Source organism: Streptomyces sp. NPDC107559 (assembly GCF_055657365.1).
The window spans coordinates 378,755-397,457 of record NZ_JBVKBD010000006.1; the positions used below are offsets into that span (position 1 = coordinate 378,755).

Consider the following 18,703-nt stretch of genomic DNA (forward strand, 5'->3'; position numbering starts at 1 on the left):
ACGGTGGAGCAGCGGGTCAGGCCCCCGAATGCACATGCACCGCCCACAGCGAGGGGTGGTCGGGCCAGGTGTCGCGCCAGCGTCGTACGGTCTCGTGCAGGGCCGTCGGCACCACCGCCGTGGTACCGGCCCGGGCGATGGCCTCGTACACCGTTCGGGCGAGGTGGACCGCACGGCGGTCGCTCACCGGCCAGAGGGTGGCGACCACTTGGCGGAAGCCCGCGATCTGGAACGCCGAGCCGAGGTGGATCGACTCGTCGACGAGCGCCGGGCCGGTGCGGGCCGTCTCGCAGGCGGACAGGAAGGCCAGTTCGGCCCGGGGCAGGTCCAGTGCGATCACGTCGGTGACGGTGAGCGGCCGGTGCCGGTGGTCGTGCACCAGCAGACGGCCGGCGGACGGCGCCGCGGGGTCCGCCACGGCGTGGCAGGCGAAGCGCGCGTCCAGGGCGACGACCTCCCGCGCGGTGCGGACGGCGCGGCGCAGGCTCGCGATGTCGCCGGTACGGTCGTACCGGGCCTGTTCGGCCAGGGAGCGGTTGGTCAGCCGGGCCCCGAGCGCCGCGTGACCGGCCGGCGTCAGAGCGACGGCCTCCTCCACGGCCGCCAGCGCCTCGGTCAGTTCCTCCACGACGCCGGTGCGCTCGGCGTGCGCCAGCAGCGCGACGCCCAGCTGGCTCAGCCGGGTCGCCCGGGCCGGGACCTGGGCGGGTGTGGCGCGCAGCGCCGTCCGGTGCGCCTCGACGGCTTCGGCGAGGTCGACGGCGAAGCCCGCCATGCGCGCGCACGTCTCCAGCGCGGTGCCCAGTGCGGTGAGGGCCGCGGCCCGTCCCGGACGGTCCGGCGGGGCCGCCGCCACGGCGCCTCGCGCGTACCGGACCGCGTCGGCGAACGCGCCGTCGTCCCCCGTGCGTTCGGCGAGGCCGAGACAGGCGGTGGAGAGGTTGATCAGATGGCCCACCTCCTTCGGATGCCCGGCGGGGGTCGCCCCGACCGCCCGGCGGCACAGGTCCACGGCCTCGGCGAGCAGCGCGGCGTCCGCGGTCCTGCCGGCGAGTCCGTACAGCGCGAAGCCGAGGTTGGACATCGCCCACGCCCGTTCGAGCCGGTCGTCCCCGAGGAGTTCCAGTGCGGACCGGAACGCCGTGACCGTCTCGCGCAGCGCGGCGAGGGACCCCGTCCGTTCCTGGTGCTCGTGCAGCACGGCGCCGAGCGCGTTGTGGACGGTGAACAGGCCGGGTGAGTCGGCAGGGCAGACGTCGGCGGCGGCCCGGGCCAGGGCGACGGCCTCGTCGAGGACTGCCGGTTCGCCGGTGAGCCCGTACAACTGCTGGAGGGCCTCGGACAGGGTGCAGCGGCGCAGGGCGAGCGCCGACGCGTCGGGGGTGCCGTCCGCCAGGAGCCTGCGCGCCAGGGTGACGCCCTCCTCGGCGTCCGGCCTGCGGCGAAGGTGTTCGGCGTGGGCGCCGAGGACGGTGATCAGGTGGGTCAGCGCCGAGGGCCGGTCCGGCGCCGATGCCACCGCCAGGGCCTGTCTCGCGGTGACGAGGGCCTCGTCGAGGAGATCGAGGTCCTCTTCGTCCCGGAAGCGTTCGAGGAGGACGAGCGTGAAGTTGGCGAGCAGGCCGCCGTGTTCGGTGCCGCCCGCGGCGACCGCCGTCCGGCAGCGGAGGGCCGCCTCGGCCAGCCGGCCCGCGCCGCCGCCCTCGTACCGGTGCAGACGCAGCAGCCGGCCCGCCAGGACCGTCACGACGTCGTGGGCCGTCGGGTCGGCGACCGGCAGGGCGAGCCGCGCGAGCCGCAGCAGGGTCAGGGCGGCCGGGTCCGTCAGCGGCAGCCGCTGCGCCTTCCACACCCAGACCCGGGGCTGCCGCAACAGCTCCATCTGCCCGGGATGCTGCTCGGTCAGTCCGCGCAGCAGTTCGTCGACACCCGCGGGAACGGCCGCCGGGTCGGCCGCGGCGAGGACCGTGGCGAGTGCGACGGTGAGCAGCGGATCGCTGGAACCGGCCGGTTCGTCGAGCGCGGTGCGGCGGGCGCACAGCCGGGCGGCCGCCCCGAGGTCCGTGACCGGCGCGGCGGCCCGGTCGACCGTGGCGACCAGGGTCTCGACGTCGGCGAGCGCCTCGTCGGAGCGCAGTGCGGCGGGATCGTCGGCGACGCGACGGATCCTTGCCGCGAGGTCGTGGATCCTTGCCGCAGGGCCGTCGTTCTCGGGCACGGACCCTCCTGTTCCGGGCCGCAGCCGCCCCCGCAGGATGCGTGCCGGACATAACCGGCGGGCCTGATCGCAAGTGAACCAAATGGCCGAAGAGCGCTCAAGTGGTGTGCGACGAACGGGGGTTCTGTCACCATCGCACCATGACGCAGCACAACGGGCCTGCCCCGACGGCGGATCCCGGGTCCGCCGGGAACCGCACCGCGGTGGTGATCACGGCCCTCGGGGTGGAGAGCGGCGCGGTGGCCGAGCACTTCGCGGACGGGCACCGCCCGCTGCGCGAGGCCGACGGCACGGTCTACGAGATCGGCACCTTCCACGGCGAGCACGGCAGCTGGACCGTTCCACTGGTCGAGGCCGGGCAGGGGAACACCAGCGCGGGCATCGAAGTGGACCGCGCGGTACGGGTGTTCGCCCCGGATGTCGTGCTGTTCGTCGGCATCGCGGGCGGGGTCAAGGACGTCGCCCTGGGAGACGTGGTGGCCGCCGACGCCGTCTACGACTACGAGCGGGGCAAGGACTCCGAGGACGGTTTCGTCCCCCGCATCAAGACGAGGTCGTCCTCGCACCTCCTGCTCCAGTACGCGCGGGCCGCGGCACGTCGACAGCGTTGGCCCGCACGGGTCCGCCCGGCCCCGCCCGAGGGGACGCCGCCCCGCTCCTGGGTCGCGCCGATCGCCGCGGGCGGCAAGGTCGTCGGCCACGACCGCTCGCGGACCGCCGAACTGCTGCGCGCGCACTGCGGCGACGCGGTCGCGGTCGAGATGGAGGGCTACGGCTTCCTCCAGGGGGCCTATCTCAACCCGCAGGTCGGCGCGCTCGTCGTCCGCGGTGTCTCCGATCTGCTCAACGACAAGGGCGAGGAGAACGACCGGACCGAACAGCCCAGGGCCGCACGGCACGCCGCCGCGTTCGCCTTCGAACTGCTCGACGTCCTGCGCTCGGCCGAACGGCAGCGGTGACCGCGCACACCTCCCGCCGCGAGGCCCTCCTCGCCGCACTCGGCACCCGCGTCGACCACTGCGCCGACACCGGCGACCCCACCGCACTGCTCGACGACACCACGCCCGGTCTCATCCGAGAGCTGATCGACGCGAGCCCGGACGTGACATCCGACGCCGCAGTGACCCGGACCGCGGGCCTGGCCCACCTGGGCCGGTATCTGCACCTGCCGGACGGCCTCGACCAACTCGATCTGAGCCGGGCTCTCGCCCTGTTCCGGCCGTGGTACCCGACGCGGCCCGAACTGGTACCCGAGCCGCTCGCGGAGTACTTCGACGAGTACCCCGAACTCGTCGCCGATCCCGTGCTGTTCGCCGGAAGCCAGGCCGCACGTCTGCTGACGTCCGCCGTCACGACGGAGGACACCGACGTCCTCGACGAAGCGATCAGGGCGCTGCGGCAGACGCTGGACGGTCTGCCGTCCGACGACCCCGAACGACCCGACCACCTCGCCAATCTCAGCGCCGCGCTGAGGCTGCGACACCGCCTCCTCGACGACCAGGACGCTCTCGACGAGGCCGTCGGCAGCGCCCGGCAGGCGCTCGCCCACGCCGGGCCGGACGATCCGTCGGCCAGGAACCGGCTCACCGGGCTGAGTGCCGCGCTCCGGGCCCGGTTCGAGCACGCCGGAGACCCGGAGGACCGCCAGGAGGCGATCGCCACGGCGCGCCGCGCCGCCCTCGGCCCGGACCCCGGCTCCCCGGACGCCGACCGCGCCTCGGCCCTGTTCCACCTCGGCAACGCCCTGCTGTCCGGTCACCGGGACCCGGGCCGTGCCGCGGACCTGGACGAGGCCGTCGACGCGCACGAGCGAGCGCTCGCCGCGCTGCCCGACGGCTCGGCCGAACGCACCACCCGGCTGGCCACGCTCAGCAGCACCCTGCTGGCCCGGTTCCGGCTCTGCGGCGCCGCCGACGACCTCCGGGCGGCGACGGCCGCCGCCCACCAGGCCGTGGAATGCGCCCAACCCGGCTCACCCCGCCACCGTCTGGCCCTGGGAGCCCTCGGCTCGGCCCTGCTCACCCAGGGCGTGCACACCGGTCGCCGGGACCTGCTGGACCAGGCCGTGGACCGGCTGGAAGACGCCCTCGACGGCCCCCGCCCGGACATCACCGACCTGGTCCACCTCGGCCGCGCCCTGCACCGGCGCGCCGAACACACCGGCGACCGCCGGGACGCCGACCGCGCCGTCGACGTCCTGCGGCAGGCCGTGGAAGCGACGCCGGGAGCCGTCGGCCGCCGCGCCGACCGACCGTCCGACCCGGCGGCCGACGTCCGCCGCGCCGACCGACCGTCCGACCCGGCGGCCGACGTCCGCCGCGCCGACCGACTGTCCGACCTGGCGGCCGCCCTGCGCGGCCGGTTCGAGCGCACGGGCTCGCGCGCCGACCTCGACGAGGCCGAACGCCGTCTCGACGAGGCACTCTCCGCCACCCCCGAGGGTCACCCGGACCGCTCCCGGCACCTCTCGCACCAGGCCGAGGTGCTCCAGCTGCGGGCCGGGGAGAACGGCGACCAGGCCGACCTCGTCCGGGCGGTGGCACTGGCCCGGCAGGCCGTCGCGGCCACCGCGGACGACGACCCTCACCGGCCGAAGCGACGGTCCACGCTCGCCCTGGCACTGGAGATCCGGGCGATCCGCACCGGCTCGCCGGACGACCTCGACGAGGCCGTCCGGATCGCCCGCGCCGTGGCCGGCTCTCTTCCCGCGGGCCATCCCGATCTCGCCGTGCACCAGGCCAACCTCGGCAGTGTGCTGCGTACCCGCGCGGAGCTGGACGGCGACCTGCGGATCGCCGACGAAGCGGTCACGGCCTCGCGTGCCGCCCTCACGGCCCTCGCCCCCGGCCACACCGACCGCGCCGGCATGCTCGGCAACCTGGGAGCCGCGCTGATCACCCGGTTCCGGCACACCGGCATGCTCGACGACCTGGCCGAAGCGGTCGACTGCCAGCGCACCGCGCTCACCGTGCTGCCCGCCGACCACGCCGACCGGGTGACCGTGCTGATGAACCTCGGCTCGGCGCTGCTCACCCGCTTCGAGACGGACGGCCGCCCCGAAGGCCTCGACGAGGCGGTCGACGCCGCCCGGACCGCGGTCGCCCTGGCCGCTCCCGGCCACCCGGACCGGGCCATGCTGCTGTCCACCCTCGGCATGGCGCTGCTGACCCGCCACGAGCACGCCACCGGCGCCACCGGCGCCACCGGGGACGACGGCGACGACGCGCTGCGGTACCTGCGACAGGCGTTGAACGGGCTGCCTGCGGACCACCCGGGCCGGGCAGGCCACTGGTCCAACCTCGGCCTCGCGCTGCTCGCCCGGTACGGACGCGACGGGACGCCCGGGTACCTGGACGACGGCATCCACGCCTGCCACCAGGCCGTGGCGGCCGTCGACGAGAGCCATCCCGATGCGTCGATGTACCTGGTCAACCTGGCAGCGGCCCGGTGGAGCCGCTTCCTGCGCACGGGCTCGGCCGACGATCTGCGGTCCGTCACGGAGCACGACCGGCGCGCCGCCGGGGTGGCGGCCGGCCCGCCGACGGTACGGCTGGCGGCGGCACGGCAGTGGGCGACGGCCGCCGCCCTCGGCGAGCGCTGGGAACTGGCGGCCGAGGGGCACGCCGCCGCCGTGGACCTGGTCGGCCTGGTCGCACCGCCCGGCCACACCCGGGGCGACACGGAGCAGGCGCTGCGCGGCATGGTCGGCCTCGGCGCGGACGCGGCCGCGAGCTGTCTGCGCGTGGGCCGGACCGAGGACGCCCTGACTCTGTGGGAGCGGTCGGTCGACGTCCTGACGAACCGTCTGCTCGACGCACGGCTCGACGTCACCGCACTGCGCCGCACCGCACCCGAGCTGGCAGAGCGGTTCGAGCGGCTGCGGGCCGAACTGGACGTCGCTCCCCCGCCCGGACCGTCCCGGGCGGCGGCGCTGACCAGAGCCGCGTGGCAGGCCGACACCCGGCGCCGCGCCGCCGGTGAGCTGGCCGAGGTCCTCGCCCGGATCCGGGCTCTGCCGGGCTTCGCGCGCTTCCAGCTTCCGCCCACTGCGGCGGAACTCCTCGCCACGGCCGCCCACGGCCCCGTGGTCGTCCTCACCGCCGGCGAGCTGCGCTCCGACGCGCTGATCCTCACCCCGGAGGGCATCGAGGCCGTGCCCCTGCCCGGCCTGACCCCGGCGGCCGTGCAGCAGCGCGTGGAAGCTGTTCTCACCTACCTCGATCCCGGGCTGCCCCGGCCCGGTGCCGCCGGCCGGCGCGAGGGGCGCAAGGCCTTCGAGGAGACCCTGGGATGGTTGTGGGACGAGGTCACCGGCCCGGTGCTCGACCACTTCGACAGCGCCCCGGCCCGGCTGTGGTGGTGCCCCTCGGGCCTGCTGTCGTTGCTTCCGCTGCACGCCGCCGGCCATCACGACACCCGCGACGACGCCGTACCCCGCACGGTGATCGACCGCGTCGTGTCCTCGTACACTCCGAATCTGCGTGCCCTGAAGCACGCCCGCCGTCCCCGCCCCGGGCGCGCAGGCGACGACCCGGTGCGCGCGCTCGGCGTCGCCATGTCCCGCACGCCCGGCGCCCGGGACATTCCCGGTGCCCGCGTCGAGACGGACCTGCTGCGCTCCCGCACGCGCGCGGACGTCACCGTGCTGGAGGGCCCCGAGGCGACCCGCGACCGGCTCCTCGCCGACCTGCCCGCATTCGACTGGGTCCACCTCGCCTGTCACGCGTACGGCGATCTGGACGCCGCGTCCGACAGCCGGCTCCTCGTCCACGACCACCTCCGGGCGCCGCTGACCGTGGCGGAGATCGTCCGACTGCGCCTGGACCGGGCCGAGTTCGCCTATCTGTCGGCCTGCGCCACCTCGCGCCGGGGCACCGTACTGCCCGACGAGGCGATCCACCTCGCGGCGGCGTTCCAGCTCGCCGGCTTCTCGCACGTCGTCTCCACGCTCTGGCGGGTCGCCGACCGGCACGCCCTCCAGGTCGCCACCCAGGTGTACGACGCTCTCGGGAGGTACGGCGCGGCCGACGCGCCGTACGCCCTGCACCGGGCGACCCGTCGGCTGCGCGACCGCTGGGAGGGGTTTCCGGAGGTGTGGGCGGCGCACATCCACATGGGGGCCTGAAGAAGGGCCGGCCATCCCGCACGACGACACGGCCCCGGTCCGACGGGCCGACAAGGAGAGGGGAAGCCCGTGCCGGTCGATCCCGCCCTGGCGCAGGAAGCAGCAGAAGCGGTGGGTATGACGCTCCGTATGCGTCTCACCGCGTCCGAGTGGACCTTGTTCGAGGAGGCCGTGGCGCGACTGTCCGCGGCACTCGACGACGGCGACGAGACGGCGCTGCGCGAGGCCGTGCTGGACCTGGACGAGATGGGGTTCCGGGTCGCGCGTGAGGTCGGCCAGGAGCCCGGCCCGGACGAGGAGGACGATCCGGAGGTGGAGGCCTCGGCGGCACGACGCGACCTGGGCAACGAGCTCATCCGGCGGATCGACTCCGGCGCCCCGGGCCGCGGTTGATGGAGGACGCCGGCGCCCTCTCGGCCCCGGCACTGCTCACCCATGTCTTCGTCCCCGCCGTCGGCCCCGACGCCGAACCGGCCTGGCGGGGACTGCGCACGCTGTGGCACGAGATCGTCGTAACTCTCGGCTACGACCGTCCCGTCACCGCCCTCGGCCTGCCCACCGAGCTGCCGGACACGATCCCCGCCCCCGCGGGCGGCTCGGGCGGCGTCGCCGCGGTGCGACGGGAGGCCGCCGGGATCTGGCAGGCGTTCGTCCGGGCGGAACACGACGTGCTGCTGCTGACGCTGATGATGGCGCCCGAGACCGAGGAGCCGTGCGGACCGGTCTGGGCGGAGCTCGAAAGCCGGGTGGAGGACCTGGGCGGCGGTCCGGGAACGCTCGGGGAGGCCCGGCTCTTCCTCTCCGTCCACGACGCCGGCCGGAACGCGCCACGCCTCGTCCGGGAGGCGTTTCCCGGGCCGTGCGCGATCGGCTGCTGGCGGCCGGGCCGTACCACGGCCGTCCCCCTCGCCACGACGGCCGACCTCGGCGCGCTCCTGGTCTGGGAGCCGGGTCCGGATCTCGACGACGGGCGCCCGCTGCGCAGGCTCGCGCTCACCGTGCCGTCGGCCCACGAGTCGCGGGCCGACGGCATCGTCTGGACCACCTTCCGCGACGGACGCCCGGCCCCGCTGACCAGGCATCTCCTGCACGCCGCCAAAGTCCGCTACCACGTGCGCCAGTTCGACGACGGCCGACCGGTCCGCCGCATCCGGGACGGTGTCGACTCGACCCTGGACGCGCTGGCCCGAAGCTCCGGGCCACGCGACGAGCTCGTCGACCGCCTCAGAGGCTGGAACGACTCCGCCTCCCGTCAGCGTGCCCTCCTGGACCGCATGATGCTGGCGGGCGGCAGCATCACCGCCAACCTCCGTGCGGCGCTGCGCTGGATGCCCGACGCCACCGGCCCCCTGGGAGACGACCGGCAGCTCGCCGACTGGCTGACGGCACGGCTGGAGCAGGAGATCACAGCGCTCGACGCGGCACTGCCCCCGGTGCGCGAGGTGCTGGCCACGGCGGGACCTGGCCCGGCGACGAGCGCGGCGACCGCGGTGGCGGCGGGACGACGACGCGGGGCCGTGCTCGTCACCCCTTCGGAGGACGTGTACAGCGCCCTGCGGGCCGCGTTGAAGGGCCCCTTCGCGTTGCGCGAGGTGCGCGGCACCCTGTACGAGACCGGCGTGCTGCCGACCGAGGAGGGCGCCTGGGAGGTGGCTCTCGTGCAGATCGAGCCCGGCATGGCGTCGGCGGGGCTCGAACTGGACCGGGCGGGCAGCGCCCTCGGGCCCGAGGCGGTCGTCTTCGTCGGTCTCGGCGGCGGCCTCGGCCGGATCCGGCCCGGTGACGTCGTCGTCGCCGAAGCGGTCGTCGACTACCAGTCGGTGGAGGAGACCGCGCGGGGGACGCTGGGGCGGGCCAGGGCGCACCGCGCCGGTTACCGGATGATCCAGTACGCCCGGCACCTCGCCCGCACCGAACCGTGGACCGGGCGGGGGCCGGACGCCGACTTCCCCCGGGCCTTCCTGGGGTTGGTGGCCACCGGCCCCACCGTCGTCGGCGACGACAGGTCGTCGACGGCCGGGATGCTGGCCCGGCACGCGCACGACGCGCTGCTCGTCGACACCGAGGGACACGGGTTCCTGCAAGGTGCCTATCTCAATCCGCGCCTCGACGTGCTGGTCGTCCACGGGGCGTCCCACCGGGTGGGGCGGGCCGACGAGACCGCTCGGGCGAGCCGCAACGCTGCCCGGTTCGCGCTCGACTTCCTCGCCCGCCTCCCGCGCACTCCACCGGATGCGTGTTGAGCCGCCCCGGCCGGGCGGGCACGGGCGTCTCGCGGACAGACGGTCCTCAGCCCACCGCGGCGCCGTGCGCCGGGATCTCACCGTCGACACGCCCACGCCGTGCCCGAGACGTCTTCGTCAGCTTCTCGGCGGCCACTTCGGCGGTGAGGCCCTGAATCTCCTCGCCGGCCTCGATGACCGCGCGCCGGATCTCGAAAGTAAGGCCGACGGACGTCTTGATGACGCCTCGCGCCAGCGGTTTCGCCACTCTCTTGACCAGAGGGGCCGCCATCATGCCGACGAGGAAGGGAGGAACTGTGGGGAGCATGTGTGAACCCTCTTCTTGATGTACACAGCACGACTGCCGACGCCGAACGAGCCAGTACTGTCCGGCCGACAAGGCTGGACAGTAATTTCGCCCCCACCAAAATCACGATAGTCGGACCTCGGTCGATGTGCCTGCAGAGACCGACGCTGTTCATTCGTTCGGGCGGAAGCCCGCCGGAGCGGAACGCGACCGCACAACGGAATTCAGAGCGGCTTCGGCGCGCCCGGCTCGCACTGGTCCAGCAATGAATCCACCACCTGCACGACGAATTCGGGTACGCGATCCGGGAAGTCGTGGCCGGTTCCCTCCGGGGTGTAAATTCTCCGCGCCCCGCTGGAGGCCGCGAGGAACCGTTCTCTCACGGTGAGGAAGAAGTGCCGTACCCGGGCGCTCTCCTGCGGATCGCCGACCGCGTCGAAGATCTCGCCACCGCCCGTCAGATCGCGTGGCGCCACCAGGAGAAGGGGCATCGAGCCGAGCTCCCCGTCGTGTACGGCCGTCTGCCAGCCGTCCCTGGTGATGCCGTCCGGCGTCAGCTCCCGCAGGATCGATGCCGCGGCGCAGTTCGCCTTGGTCCTGAGCTCGATCACGGCGAGAACCTGCGCAGGGTCCTCGGAGGTGTGCGCGTCCTTCCTGCCCGTGAGAGGGTGCAGTCCAAAGAGGTGGCGCAGCGCGAGAACGGTCTGGCCCCTCGGGGCGTGCCGCAGGGCCGGAAGCGCCGGGCCGAAGGCGACGGCATCGGGCGGGGTGGGGTCGAGCAGCACCAGAGCGGCCACCAGGTCGGGGCGGCGCCTGGCGACGTTGGCCATGAGCAGCCCCCCGAACGAGTGCCCCACGAGGACGTAGGGCCCCGTTTCACCGGCCCGCTCCAGCACTTCGATCAGTTCGACGGCTTCAGCCGCCGTCGTGCGGGGGAACGGGCCCAGGTCGCTCCACCCGGACCCCGGACGGTCCACCAGGACCGAGCGCATCTGTTCCCGCGCCAGCGCGTGCAGCGGGTACATGGCGTACCCGGCGGCATGGCCGCCCGGCATCCAGACCACGGTGGGCCGCGGTCCGCCGTCCCCCTCGGCCAGGACGTGCATACGGTAGCCGCCCACGTCGACCATGCGTCCGGGGGGCGGATACCTCACCCGCACCCGGGCCACCTGCACCAGATGGCGCAGCGACCCGAGACCGAGGGCGAGGGCCACGGCCCACAGTACACCGCCGAGAATCCGCCAGCCGGACCCTACGGCGAGGCACCATGCACCCACGGCCGCGGGCAGCAGCGCGATGGCCAGCCCGGCCCAATCCCGGCCGAGCAGCCGAAGTATCGCGTCGGCGGCACGTGTGCCCGGTCGCATGGTTCCCTCCCGTCCCGGCCTTCGTGGCCGCTGCCGGGGACACCGCGCGTCTCAGCGTCCGGTACGACCATCGTCTCCTGGGAACCCCGCGGGCGCCATGCACGCGCGCGCGAGGCGGGCCGCCACGTCGGCGACGACCTCGGCCTCGCGGTCCACGAGGTAGAAGTGGTCCCCGGGGAACGGGCGCAGTTCGAAGGAGCCCGGGGCGGTGAGACCGGACCAGGCGCGGACCGCGTCGAGGGCACAACTCCGGTCGTCCTGGCCGACGTACGCGGTGATCGGCGCCTTGACCGGAGCCGGATGCGCGGGGTGGTAGCCCGCCAGCAGCCGGTAGTCCGAACGCAGGGCGGGCAGCAGCAGGTCACGCAGTTCCGGGATGTCGTAGGCCTCCGAGTGCAGGTCGCCGAGACCCCGGACATGGTTGATCAGCGATGCGTCGTCGGCGTCGTGCAGTGCGAAGTGCTCGGCCCGCTGGGGGGCTTCGTGTGCGGAGACCAGCAGGTGCTCGGGGACGGTGCCGCGGGCCTCGAGTCTCAGGGCCACCTCGTAGGCGACGCAGGCGCCCATGCTGTGCCCGAAGAGCGCCGGCGGCCGGTCGAGCCAAGGCCGCAGTGCGTCCTCGATCGTGTCGGCCAGGGTGGCCATGTCCTCGATGCAGGCTTCCGCGAGCCGGTCCTGGCGGCCGGGGTAGCGCACGGCGAGCACCTCGACGTCCTCCGGCAGCAGCGCGGACCAGCCGTGGAACAGCTGTGCCGTGCCGCCGGCGTGCGGGAAGCACACCAGTCGGAGCCGGGGGTCCGCCGCACGCCGGTGGACCCGGAACCACTTGTTCGCCTCGGTCGCCGTCATCGCTGTCGCAGCCCTCGCTGGTGCAGGGAGTCGAGCTTGGAGAGGAAGACGGGAAGCTGCTCCACCGCCCTCCTGGACACATAGGCGGTCTGCACGGTATGGCGCTGACGATCGGTCACGACGAGTCTGTAGGCACCGCCTTCCTGGATGAGTTCCGCGGAATACAGAGGGGTTGCGGTCGCAGACATCTGGCCTGTCTCCATCAACGGTCGTCCTCGAGAGCCGGCCGGCCGGCTCAGCGCACCTTGGTGGCGACCGAACCGGCGCTGCGGGTCTTGCCGGCGGGCTTGTCCCCACCGGCGGCCTGACCCTCGTTCGCATCCGCGGCCGCGGGCGTCGTGCCGGTGGCCGCCGCGCCCCGTCCCGCGGTGCCGTCCTCCGGCGCGCCGCCGCCGTGCTCGGCACCTTGTGCGGTCTGGGCCGTGAGTACTTCGGCGGTCGCCTCGGCCGCGAGATCCTGGATGCCCTCGCCGGCTTCCTGGACGGCTCGCTTCACTTCCATTCCCAGTCCCACCGACGTTTTGACGAGCCCTCGCATCAAGGGCTTGCCCAGCCTCTTCACCAGGGATGCGGTGATCAGACCGATCAGGAAAGGAGGTACTACAGGCGGCATGGCACAACATCCTTCTCTTCTGTCGAGGAGATGGTGATTGAAAACATAACGGTGAGGTGAAACAGCGAAACGTGACTGAACACGGGAGAACTCGGCGGGATGCGTGCATTCCGCATCAGCGAGCCCCCGCCAGTCATTACAGAGAGTATCCGAGGCCGAGCAGGCGGCTACAGATTCCCCGTGCCCTTCACTCCTTCGAGTAGAGCGGCCCTCTCCGGGAATCCCCGTGCAGTTCCCGCTCCACCCGTCGCCGCAGTGCGGGAAACGGCAGTGTGCCGCCGGCCAGCACGGTCTCGTGAAAGGCGCGCACGTCGAACGCGGCACCGGCACTGCGTTCGCACGCCGCCCGCAGTGCCGTGAACTCCGCGTGACCTGCCCGGTAGGTCAGCGCCTGCCCCGGCAGATCGGTCGCGTAGCGCAACAACTCCGTGCCGATCTGGCGTTCGGACTCGGCTGCCGCGTGGGCGCGCATGAAGGCGCGCGCCTCCTCCAGTGTCATCGTCCCGAGATTGAGGCCGGTGTCGACGACGAGGCGCTGCGCGGTGAAGCGCTCATGGGCCAGTCGTCCGTACGCGTCCCACGGGTCGTCGTACAGCCCCATCTCCCAGGCGAGCCCCGCCGCGTACTCCGCCCAGCCCTCCTCGAACCCGCCGAAGGCGACCAGTTCGCGGCGCAGGTCGGGCAGCGCGCTGTTCTCGGCCTGGCGGGCGAGATGGAAGTGATGGCCGGGCGACAGCTCGTGGTAGATCAGCGCGGCCGCGCCGAGCAGTGACCGGTGGGCCAGGTCCGAGGCGTTGTAACGGTAGCGGCCCACCGGTTGCGTGGCGGTCGGCGGTTCGTAGTATCCGAACGTCATCGACCCCTCCAGCGCCGGGTCGAGGCGGGCCACGTCGTAGGGGGCGCTGGGCAGGACCGCGAACCACTGCGGCAGCAGCGGTGCGAGGCGGTCGAGGTGTCCGCGGTAGCGGGCCTCGACCTCCTCCGGGGTGGCGGCGTACAGGCGCGGCTCGGTGGCGAGCCGTTCGTTGAACTCCGCCTCCGCCCTGGCGAAGCCGAGCGTGTCGCGCATCTCCCGCATCCGCTCGTCGAGTTCGCGACAGTGCTCGCGGCCGAGTTCGTGGAGGCGTTCGGGCGGCGTGTCGCCGGAGGTGTACGTCCTGACGAAGGCCCGGTAGGCCGCCTCGCCCTCCGGGTAGCGGGCCCAGCCGACGGCCTGCGGCGCCTGCCGGAGGTAGTGCGGGTCGCCCACGAGGGCGACCAGGCGGTCGAACGCCGGCTCCAGTTCGGCGGCCACGAGCCGTTCCACCGCGTCGCGCAGCCGGCCCCGGCTCGCCGCGTCGAGCCGGGTGAGCCGTCCGGCGTCCGCCCGGACGTACCGTGCCGCCGACTCCCGCAGCCGGGTGAGTGTGGTGCGGACACCGGTCAGGGCCGGAGCATGGACGCGAATGCCCCGTGCCGCCTGCCCGGCGACCTTGTCGCCGATCGTCGCGACACACCGGGCCAGGTCCCGTACGAGGGTCACGTACCGGTCCGCGTCGGCCCGGTGCTCGAAGCGGAACGGGCGGAAGACCGTGTCACCGTACTGCTGGAGGCGGAAGAGCTGGTACGGCGTGGCGGTGGGGGTGAGCCAGTGGAACCGTGCCGCCTCCGCCTCCTGTTCGGCCAGCGCCCGCAGGAAGCCCGCCGTGTCGACGGCGGCACCGGACAGCTCCGCCGGCCGCAGCGCGCCCAGCCGGCCCAGCACTCCCGCGGCGAACCCGGCGCGCTCGTCGGCCTCCGCCGCCGACACCCCCGGCAGCGACTCGACCGGCAGCCCGCGCCGTGAGCGCAGCGACGGCTCTCGTGCGAGCAGGAAGTCCCAGTACGAGGCCGCGAGCCGGTCGATCTCGCGCGCCGTCGAGTCGTCCGGGGAGTCCCCCGGACCGATGACCACTGGTTTGATGACCATGACGCCAGTGTGCGTGCCGACATGACGCAGCGTCAGCAACAGTGCGGTGGACCGCGCGTCGGGCGGCCTCACCTGGACGGGGGAATTGCCCGGCGCGTTCGCGTCCGGCCCGGGAAGGCCCGGCCGGCGCGGCCGGTCGCGGTGGCACGATGACCGCCATGCAAGACACGCCTCCGTCCGGCGCGGACGCTGTCGTCGTGGGGGCCGGTGTGATCGGCGCCTCGGTGGCACTGGAGCTGGCGCGCACCGGTCGGCGTGTCGTGGTCGTCGACAAGGCCGGCGGCGTCGGCCACGGATCCACCAGCGCGTCGAGCGCGATCATCCGTTTCAACTACTCGACCTGGGACGGTGTCGCCACCGCCTGGGAGTCCCGGCACTGCTGGACACGCTGGGCCGAGCACCTCGGCACCGGGCCCGGCCCCACGCTGGCGGCGTTCCGGCGGACCGGGGCGGTGCTCCTGGACGCACCAGGCTCGGGGACGTCGCAGGTCGTCGCGCTGTTCGAGCGGGCCGGTGTGCCGTACGAGCGCTGGGACGCCGCGACACTGCGCCGCCGGGTCCCCGGTATCGACACGGGACGCTACGGGCCTCCCCGGGCCGTGCTCGACGAGGCGTTCTTCGCCGGCCCGCAGGGAGAGCTCGGCGCGCTGTTCACCCCCGACGCGGGCTTCGTCGACGACCCCCGGCTCGCGGCGCAGAACCTCGCGGACGCGGCCGCCCTGATCGGGGTGCGGTTCCTCTTCCGGCGCACGGTCGTCGGCGTGCTGCGCGGCGGGGGCCGGGTGGCGGGCGTCCGGCTCGCCGACGGCACCGCCATCACGGCACCGGTGGTGGTCAACGCCGCCGGACCCTGGTCGGGCGGGTTCAACCGGCTGGCCGGGGTCGGGGCCGAGTTCACCGTCGGAGTGCGCCCGCTGCGCGAGGAGGTCCACCAGGTGGCCGCGCCGGTCCGTCGGGGTGACGGAACCGCCTCGGGCGCGGGCGGCGCCGGGACCGCGTCCGGCCCGATCGTGGCCGATGTCGACCTCGGGGTCTATCTGCGCCCTTCCGGCGGACACGTCCTCATCGGCGGTACGCTGCCCGCCTGCGATCCCAGGGAGTGGCTCGACGATCCCGACGCGTGCAACCCGCGTCCGACGCCCGCCCGGTTCGAGACCCAGGTGACCAGGGCCGCACGCCGGTTCCCGCTCCTCGGCGTCCCGAACCGGCCGACCGGCGTCGCCGGTGTCTACGACGCCGCCGACGACTGGTCCCCCGTCTACGACCGCACCGATCTGGCCGGCTTCTACGTCGCCATGGGCACGAGCGGCAACCAGTTCAAGAACGCTCCCCTGGCGGGCCGGTTCCTCGCCACCCTGGTCGACCGGGTCGAGGCCGGCCACGACCACGACCGCGATCCGCTGCGGTACACGGGGGAGCACACCGGCCTCGTCGTCGACCTGGGGGCCTTCTCCCGCAGACGGCCCGTGGCCGAGGAGGCCGCCTCCAGGACGGTCCTGGGGTGACGTCGGGCAGGGGTACGGGGCCGGTGCCGTCCGGCACGTCGACTGCCGGACGGCACCGGCCCCGTGACGCCCGCAGCGCTCTACCGGCGGCCGCGTGCCGGCGCCGGGCCGAGCTTGGCACTCAGCACCGACAGAAAGGTCGGGAGCTTGGCCACCGCGGATTCGGGAACCGGGGTGACCTGGACCGTGTCCCGCACCACGTCCTGCACCACGAGCTTGTAGGCGCCGTCCTCCCGGACGAGTTCGGCGGCGTAGAGCAGTGTTTCCACCAGAGGTCCTTCGGTTGTGTCGTACGGCGGGGTCAGGCGCCGTTGAGCCAGGTGTTCCAGGCCTTGATGGACAGCTCCTCGTCCGTGTCCCCGGCGAACAGGTGGTGGCCCAGCCAGATCGGCCAGTTCCAGGAGCTGCCGTTGAAGAAGCGGTACAGCGCGTCCGGGCCCCGCAGTCCGAGGAAATCAGGGCTGAGCCAGTCCACGACCACCTCCGTCGGTTCGCCGTCCGTACCCGGGAGGTCGAGCGACAGCCGGTCGCCGACGGCCGTGTCGTCGGCGAGGCCGAGGCGTCGGCGCAGCGCGGCGAAGTCGGCGGGGTCCTCGGTGCGCTCGGCTCGGGCGGCCCTGACGTAGACGGCGGGGCGGCCGGCGAAGTGCCTCAGGTACTCGGGGAGGGAGTGCTGGTAGAAGTCGACGTGCTTCTCCGCCGCGTCCGCCTTGGTGTCCCAGTTCCAGGTGTCGTCGACGACGCCCGTGTGTACCCAGTGGATTCCCATCCGCAGGCGACTCGTGCCGCCGTCGGCCGGCTCGATGCGGTAGGTGAGCGTGTTGGAGAACCCGCCGTCCTGGGTCGCCCGGACCGCGAAGTGGTGCGGCGGCTCCCACGCCACGACGGTGCCGTCGGCCCGGGTGACCTTTCCGCCGACGCGCGGCTCGACCTCCATGGGGTACAGCCAGCCGAGGTTGCCGGCGCCGGTGGCGACCGCGTCCCAGACCTGTTGGGGCGTGGCGGTCAGGTCCTGTTCCCGGCGGACCTCGAACTCTCGGGCCATGGTCACTTCTCCTTCGTCGTCGTTCATGGGTCAGTAGGTGAGCGGAAGCTCGGCGAGCCGCCGTTGCAGCGGGTTGTGCCGCCAGTCGAGGACCGCGCCGTCGGCGAGCCGCAGGTGCGGGAGCCGGTGGACCAGCGTGCCGACGGCCACCTCCGCCTGGAGCTTGGCCAGCGGGCCGCCGAGGCAGAAGTGCGGGCCGTTGCCGAAGCTGAGGTGCCGGTTGCCGGGGCGGGTCAGGTCGAGCCGGTCGGGGTCCTCGAAGCGCTCGGGATCCCGGTTGGTCGCGGCGAGGAACAGGTAGGCCAGCTCGCCCTCGCGCAGTGTCCGCCCGCCGATCTCGACGTCCTCGGCCACGACCCGGACGATCGCCTGGGTCGGCGTGTCGTAGCGGGCGAGTTCCTCTACGGCCGTACGGACGAGCGCCGGGTCCTCGCGCAGCCGGGCCAGCTGGCCGGGGTGGCGCAGCAGTGCGAGGACGGCGTTCCCGACCAGGTGGGTGGTGGTCTCGTCGCCTGCGGTGATCAGGACGAAGCAGGTGGCCAGCAGTTCGGAGTCGGTGAGCCGGTCGTCCTGCGCCTGCGTCGCGACCAGGGCGCTGATCAAGTCGTCGCCGGGGTCGGCCCGGCGTCGGCGGACGAGTCGGGCGAGGTACTCCTCGTACTGCTCGATCGCCGCCTCGGATTTGTCGATGTCCTCACCCATCCGGCCGAACCGGCGGAACCACCTCTTGACCTGCGGCCGGTCCTCGTCCGGAATGCCGAACAGCTCGCAGACGACGGACAGCGGCAGCGGGGAGGCGACCGCCTCGATCAGGTCCATGGTCGGCCCTGCCGCGACCGCCTCGTCGATGAGCCGGTCGACGATCCGCTGGATGCCGTCGCGCAGGGCTTCGACGCGCCGGGCGGTGAAGGCACGGTTGGCCAGCTTGCGCAGCCGGGCGTGGTCCGGCGGGTCGGTGTTGCTCATCACCCGGCCGAGCCGGTCGGTGAGCCGGCTGAAGGCCTTGAGGTCGCCGCCGAGCGCACTGTAGGCGCGGGTCATCCGGTCCCGGTCGTTGGACAGCCGCAGGTCGCCCAGGGCCGCCTCGACGTCGGCGTACCGGGTGAGGTACCAGATGCCCTGGGCGCTGCGGTGGACCGGGTCCTCGCGGCGCATACGGGCGTAGAACGGGTACGGGTCCCGGCGGGCCTCGGGCGTCTGGAGCGCCGCGGCGAGGTCGCCGGGCCCGGCGAGGCCCGCGGAGCCGCGGGCCTCGTCCAGGGTGTCGGTGGAGGTCACGTCGGCCGCGCTATCGCTGGGCGTCCATGGCGTCGGCGAGGCTCCTGGGCCGCATGTCGGTCCAGTTCCGCTCGACGTACTCCAGGCAGGCGGCGTGGGTGTCGGGGCCGTGGGCGACGCTCCAGCCGTCGGGGACGTCCGCGAACTGCGGCCACAGAGAGTGCTGGTTCTCGTCGTTGACGAGTACGAGGAAGGTGCCGTCCTGGTCCTCGAACGGGTTAGTCAT

16 protein-coding genes are annotated in these 18,703 nt (G+C 73.6%); 5 read left to right on the forward strand and 11 right to left on the reverse strand.

Features of this window, described 5'->3' with window-relative positions:
• Window positions 1–16 precede the first annotated feature (16 nt).
• Window positions 17–2,218 carry a CHAT domain-containing protein gene (locus ACZ7OY_RS20910; RefSeq protein ID WP_471912737.1) on the reverse strand — a complete coding sequence of 734 codons (2,202 nt, stop codon included), beginning with the start codon at window positions 2,216–2,218 and terminating at the stop codon, window positions 17–19.
• 140 nt (window positions 2,219–2,358) lie between these two features.
• Between ACZ7OY_RS20910 and ACZ7OY_RS20915 the strand changes: the two genes are divergently transcribed.
• The 4 genes from ACZ7OY_RS20915 (at window position 2,359) to ACZ7OY_RS20930 (ending at window position 9,586) form a co-directional block, all read left to right on the forward strand.
• Window positions 2,359–3,177: a 5'-methylthioadenosine/S-adenosylhomocysteine nucleosidase family protein gene (locus ACZ7OY_RS20915; protein ID WP_471912738.1), complete on the forward strand. Its 819-nt coding sequence runs from the start codon at window positions 2,359–2,361 to the stop codon at window positions 3,175–3,177.
• Entirely contained in the window at window positions 3,174–7,343 is a 4,170-nt protein-coding gene (locus tag ACZ7OY_RS20920; RefSeq protein WP_471912739.1) for a CHAT domain-containing protein, read from the forward strand. The genes ACZ7OY_RS20915 and ACZ7OY_RS20920 overlap by 4 nt, the downstream gene beginning before the upstream one ends.
• Window positions 7,344–7,412: 69 nt before the next feature.
• The gene (locus tag ACZ7OY_RS20925; protein ID WP_471912740.1) at window positions 7,413–7,736 is read left to right on the forward strand and encodes a CATRA system-associated protein; all 324 of its coding nucleotides are present in this window, start codon (window positions 7,413–7,415) and stop codon (window positions 7,734–7,736) included.
• The gene (locus tag ACZ7OY_RS20930; RefSeq protein WP_471912741.1) at window positions 7,736–9,586 is read left to right on the forward strand and encodes a CATRA conflict system CASPASE/TPR repeat-associated protein; all 1,851 of its coding nucleotides are present in this window, start codon (window positions 7,736–7,738) and stop codon (window positions 9,584–9,586) included. Before ACZ7OY_RS20925 ends, ACZ7OY_RS20930 begins: the two co-directional genes overlap by 1 nt.
• 46 nt (window positions 9,587–9,632) lie before the next feature.
• Here the strand turns inward: ACZ7OY_RS20930 and ACZ7OY_RS20935 are convergent, their stop codons facing one another.
• The 6 genes from ACZ7OY_RS20935 to ACZ7OY_RS20960 all read right to left on the reverse strand — a co-directional run bounded on the left by ACZ7OY_RS20935 (window position 9,633) and on the right by ACZ7OY_RS20960 (window position 14,649).
• Window positions 9,633–9,893, reverse strand: coding sequence for a DUF5132 domain-containing protein (locus tag ACZ7OY_RS20935; protein ID WP_471912742.1), 261 nt, complete (start codon window positions 9,891–9,893; stop codon window positions 9,633–9,635).
• Between the two features lie 203 nt (window positions 9,894–10,096).
• Window positions 10,097–11,239: an alpha/beta hydrolase gene (locus ACZ7OY_RS20940; RefSeq protein ID WP_471912743.1), complete on the reverse strand. Its 1,143-nt coding sequence runs from the start codon at window positions 11,237–11,239 to the stop codon at window positions 10,097–10,099.
• 51 nt (window positions 11,240–11,290) lie between these two features.
• The gene (locus ACZ7OY_RS20945) at window positions 11,291–12,088 is read right to left on the reverse strand and encodes a thioesterase II family protein (protein ID WP_471912744.1); all 798 of its coding nucleotides are present in this window, start codon (window positions 12,086–12,088) and stop codon (window positions 11,291–11,293) included.
• Entirely contained in the window at window positions 12,085–12,207 is a 123-nt protein-coding gene (locus ACZ7OY_RS20950; protein ID WP_471912745.1) for a hypothetical protein, read from the reverse strand. Before ACZ7OY_RS20950 ends, ACZ7OY_RS20945 begins: the two co-directional genes overlap by 4 nt.
• Before the next feature lie 116 nt (window positions 12,208–12,323).
• Window positions 12,324–12,701 carry a DUF5132 domain-containing protein gene (locus tag ACZ7OY_RS20955; RefSeq protein WP_471912746.1) on the reverse strand — a complete coding sequence of 126 codons (378 nt, stop codon included), beginning with the start codon at window positions 12,699–12,701 and terminating at the stop codon, window positions 12,324–12,326.
• Window positions 12,702–12,888: 187 nt separating this feature from the next.
• The gene (locus tag ACZ7OY_RS20960) at window positions 12,889–14,649 is read right to left on the reverse strand and encodes a DUF885 domain-containing protein (RefSeq protein ID WP_471912747.1); all 1,761 of its coding nucleotides are present in this window, start codon (window positions 14,647–14,649) and stop codon (window positions 12,889–12,891) included.
• Window positions 14,650–14,807: 158 nt separating this feature from the next.
• Between ACZ7OY_RS20960 and ACZ7OY_RS20965 the strand changes: the two genes are divergently transcribed.
• Window positions 14,808–16,154: an NAD(P)/FAD-dependent oxidoreductase gene (locus ACZ7OY_RS20965; protein WP_471912748.1), complete on the forward strand. Its 1,347-nt coding sequence runs from the start codon at window positions 14,808–14,810 to the stop codon at window positions 16,152–16,154.
• An 80-nt stretch (window positions 16,155–16,234) separates the two neighbouring features.
• Here ACZ7OY_RS20965 and ACZ7OY_RS20970 read toward each other — a convergent pair whose 3' ends face one another.
• Genes ACZ7OY_RS20970 through ACZ7OY_RS20985 form a run of 4 tightly spaced genes read right to left on the reverse strand, consistent with a single transcriptional unit; the run spans window position 16,235 to window position 18,703 of the window.
• Window positions 16,235–16,423, reverse strand: a complete 189-nt coding sequence (locus ACZ7OY_RS20970; RefSeq protein ID WP_471912749.1) for a hypothetical protein — start codon at window positions 16,421–16,423, stop codon at window positions 16,235–16,237.
• Between the two features lie 32 nt (window positions 16,424–16,455).
• On the reverse strand, window positions 16,456–17,199 hold the full coding sequence (locus ACZ7OY_RS20975; protein ID WP_471912750.1) for an SRPBCC family protein: 744 nt from the start codon (window positions 17,197–17,199) through the stop codon (window positions 16,456–16,458).
• A gap of 30 nt (window positions 17,200–17,229) precedes the next feature.
• Window positions 17,230–18,477, reverse strand: coding sequence for a cytochrome P450 (locus ACZ7OY_RS20980; RefSeq protein ID WP_471912751.1), 1,248 nt, complete (start codon window positions 18,475–18,477; stop codon window positions 17,230–17,232).
• 10 nt (window positions 18,478–18,487) lie between these two features.
• A complete protein-coding gene (locus ACZ7OY_RS20985) occupies window positions 18,488–18,703 on the reverse strand; it encodes an MbtH family protein (RefSeq protein WP_471912752.1) in 216 nt (71 codons plus the stop codon).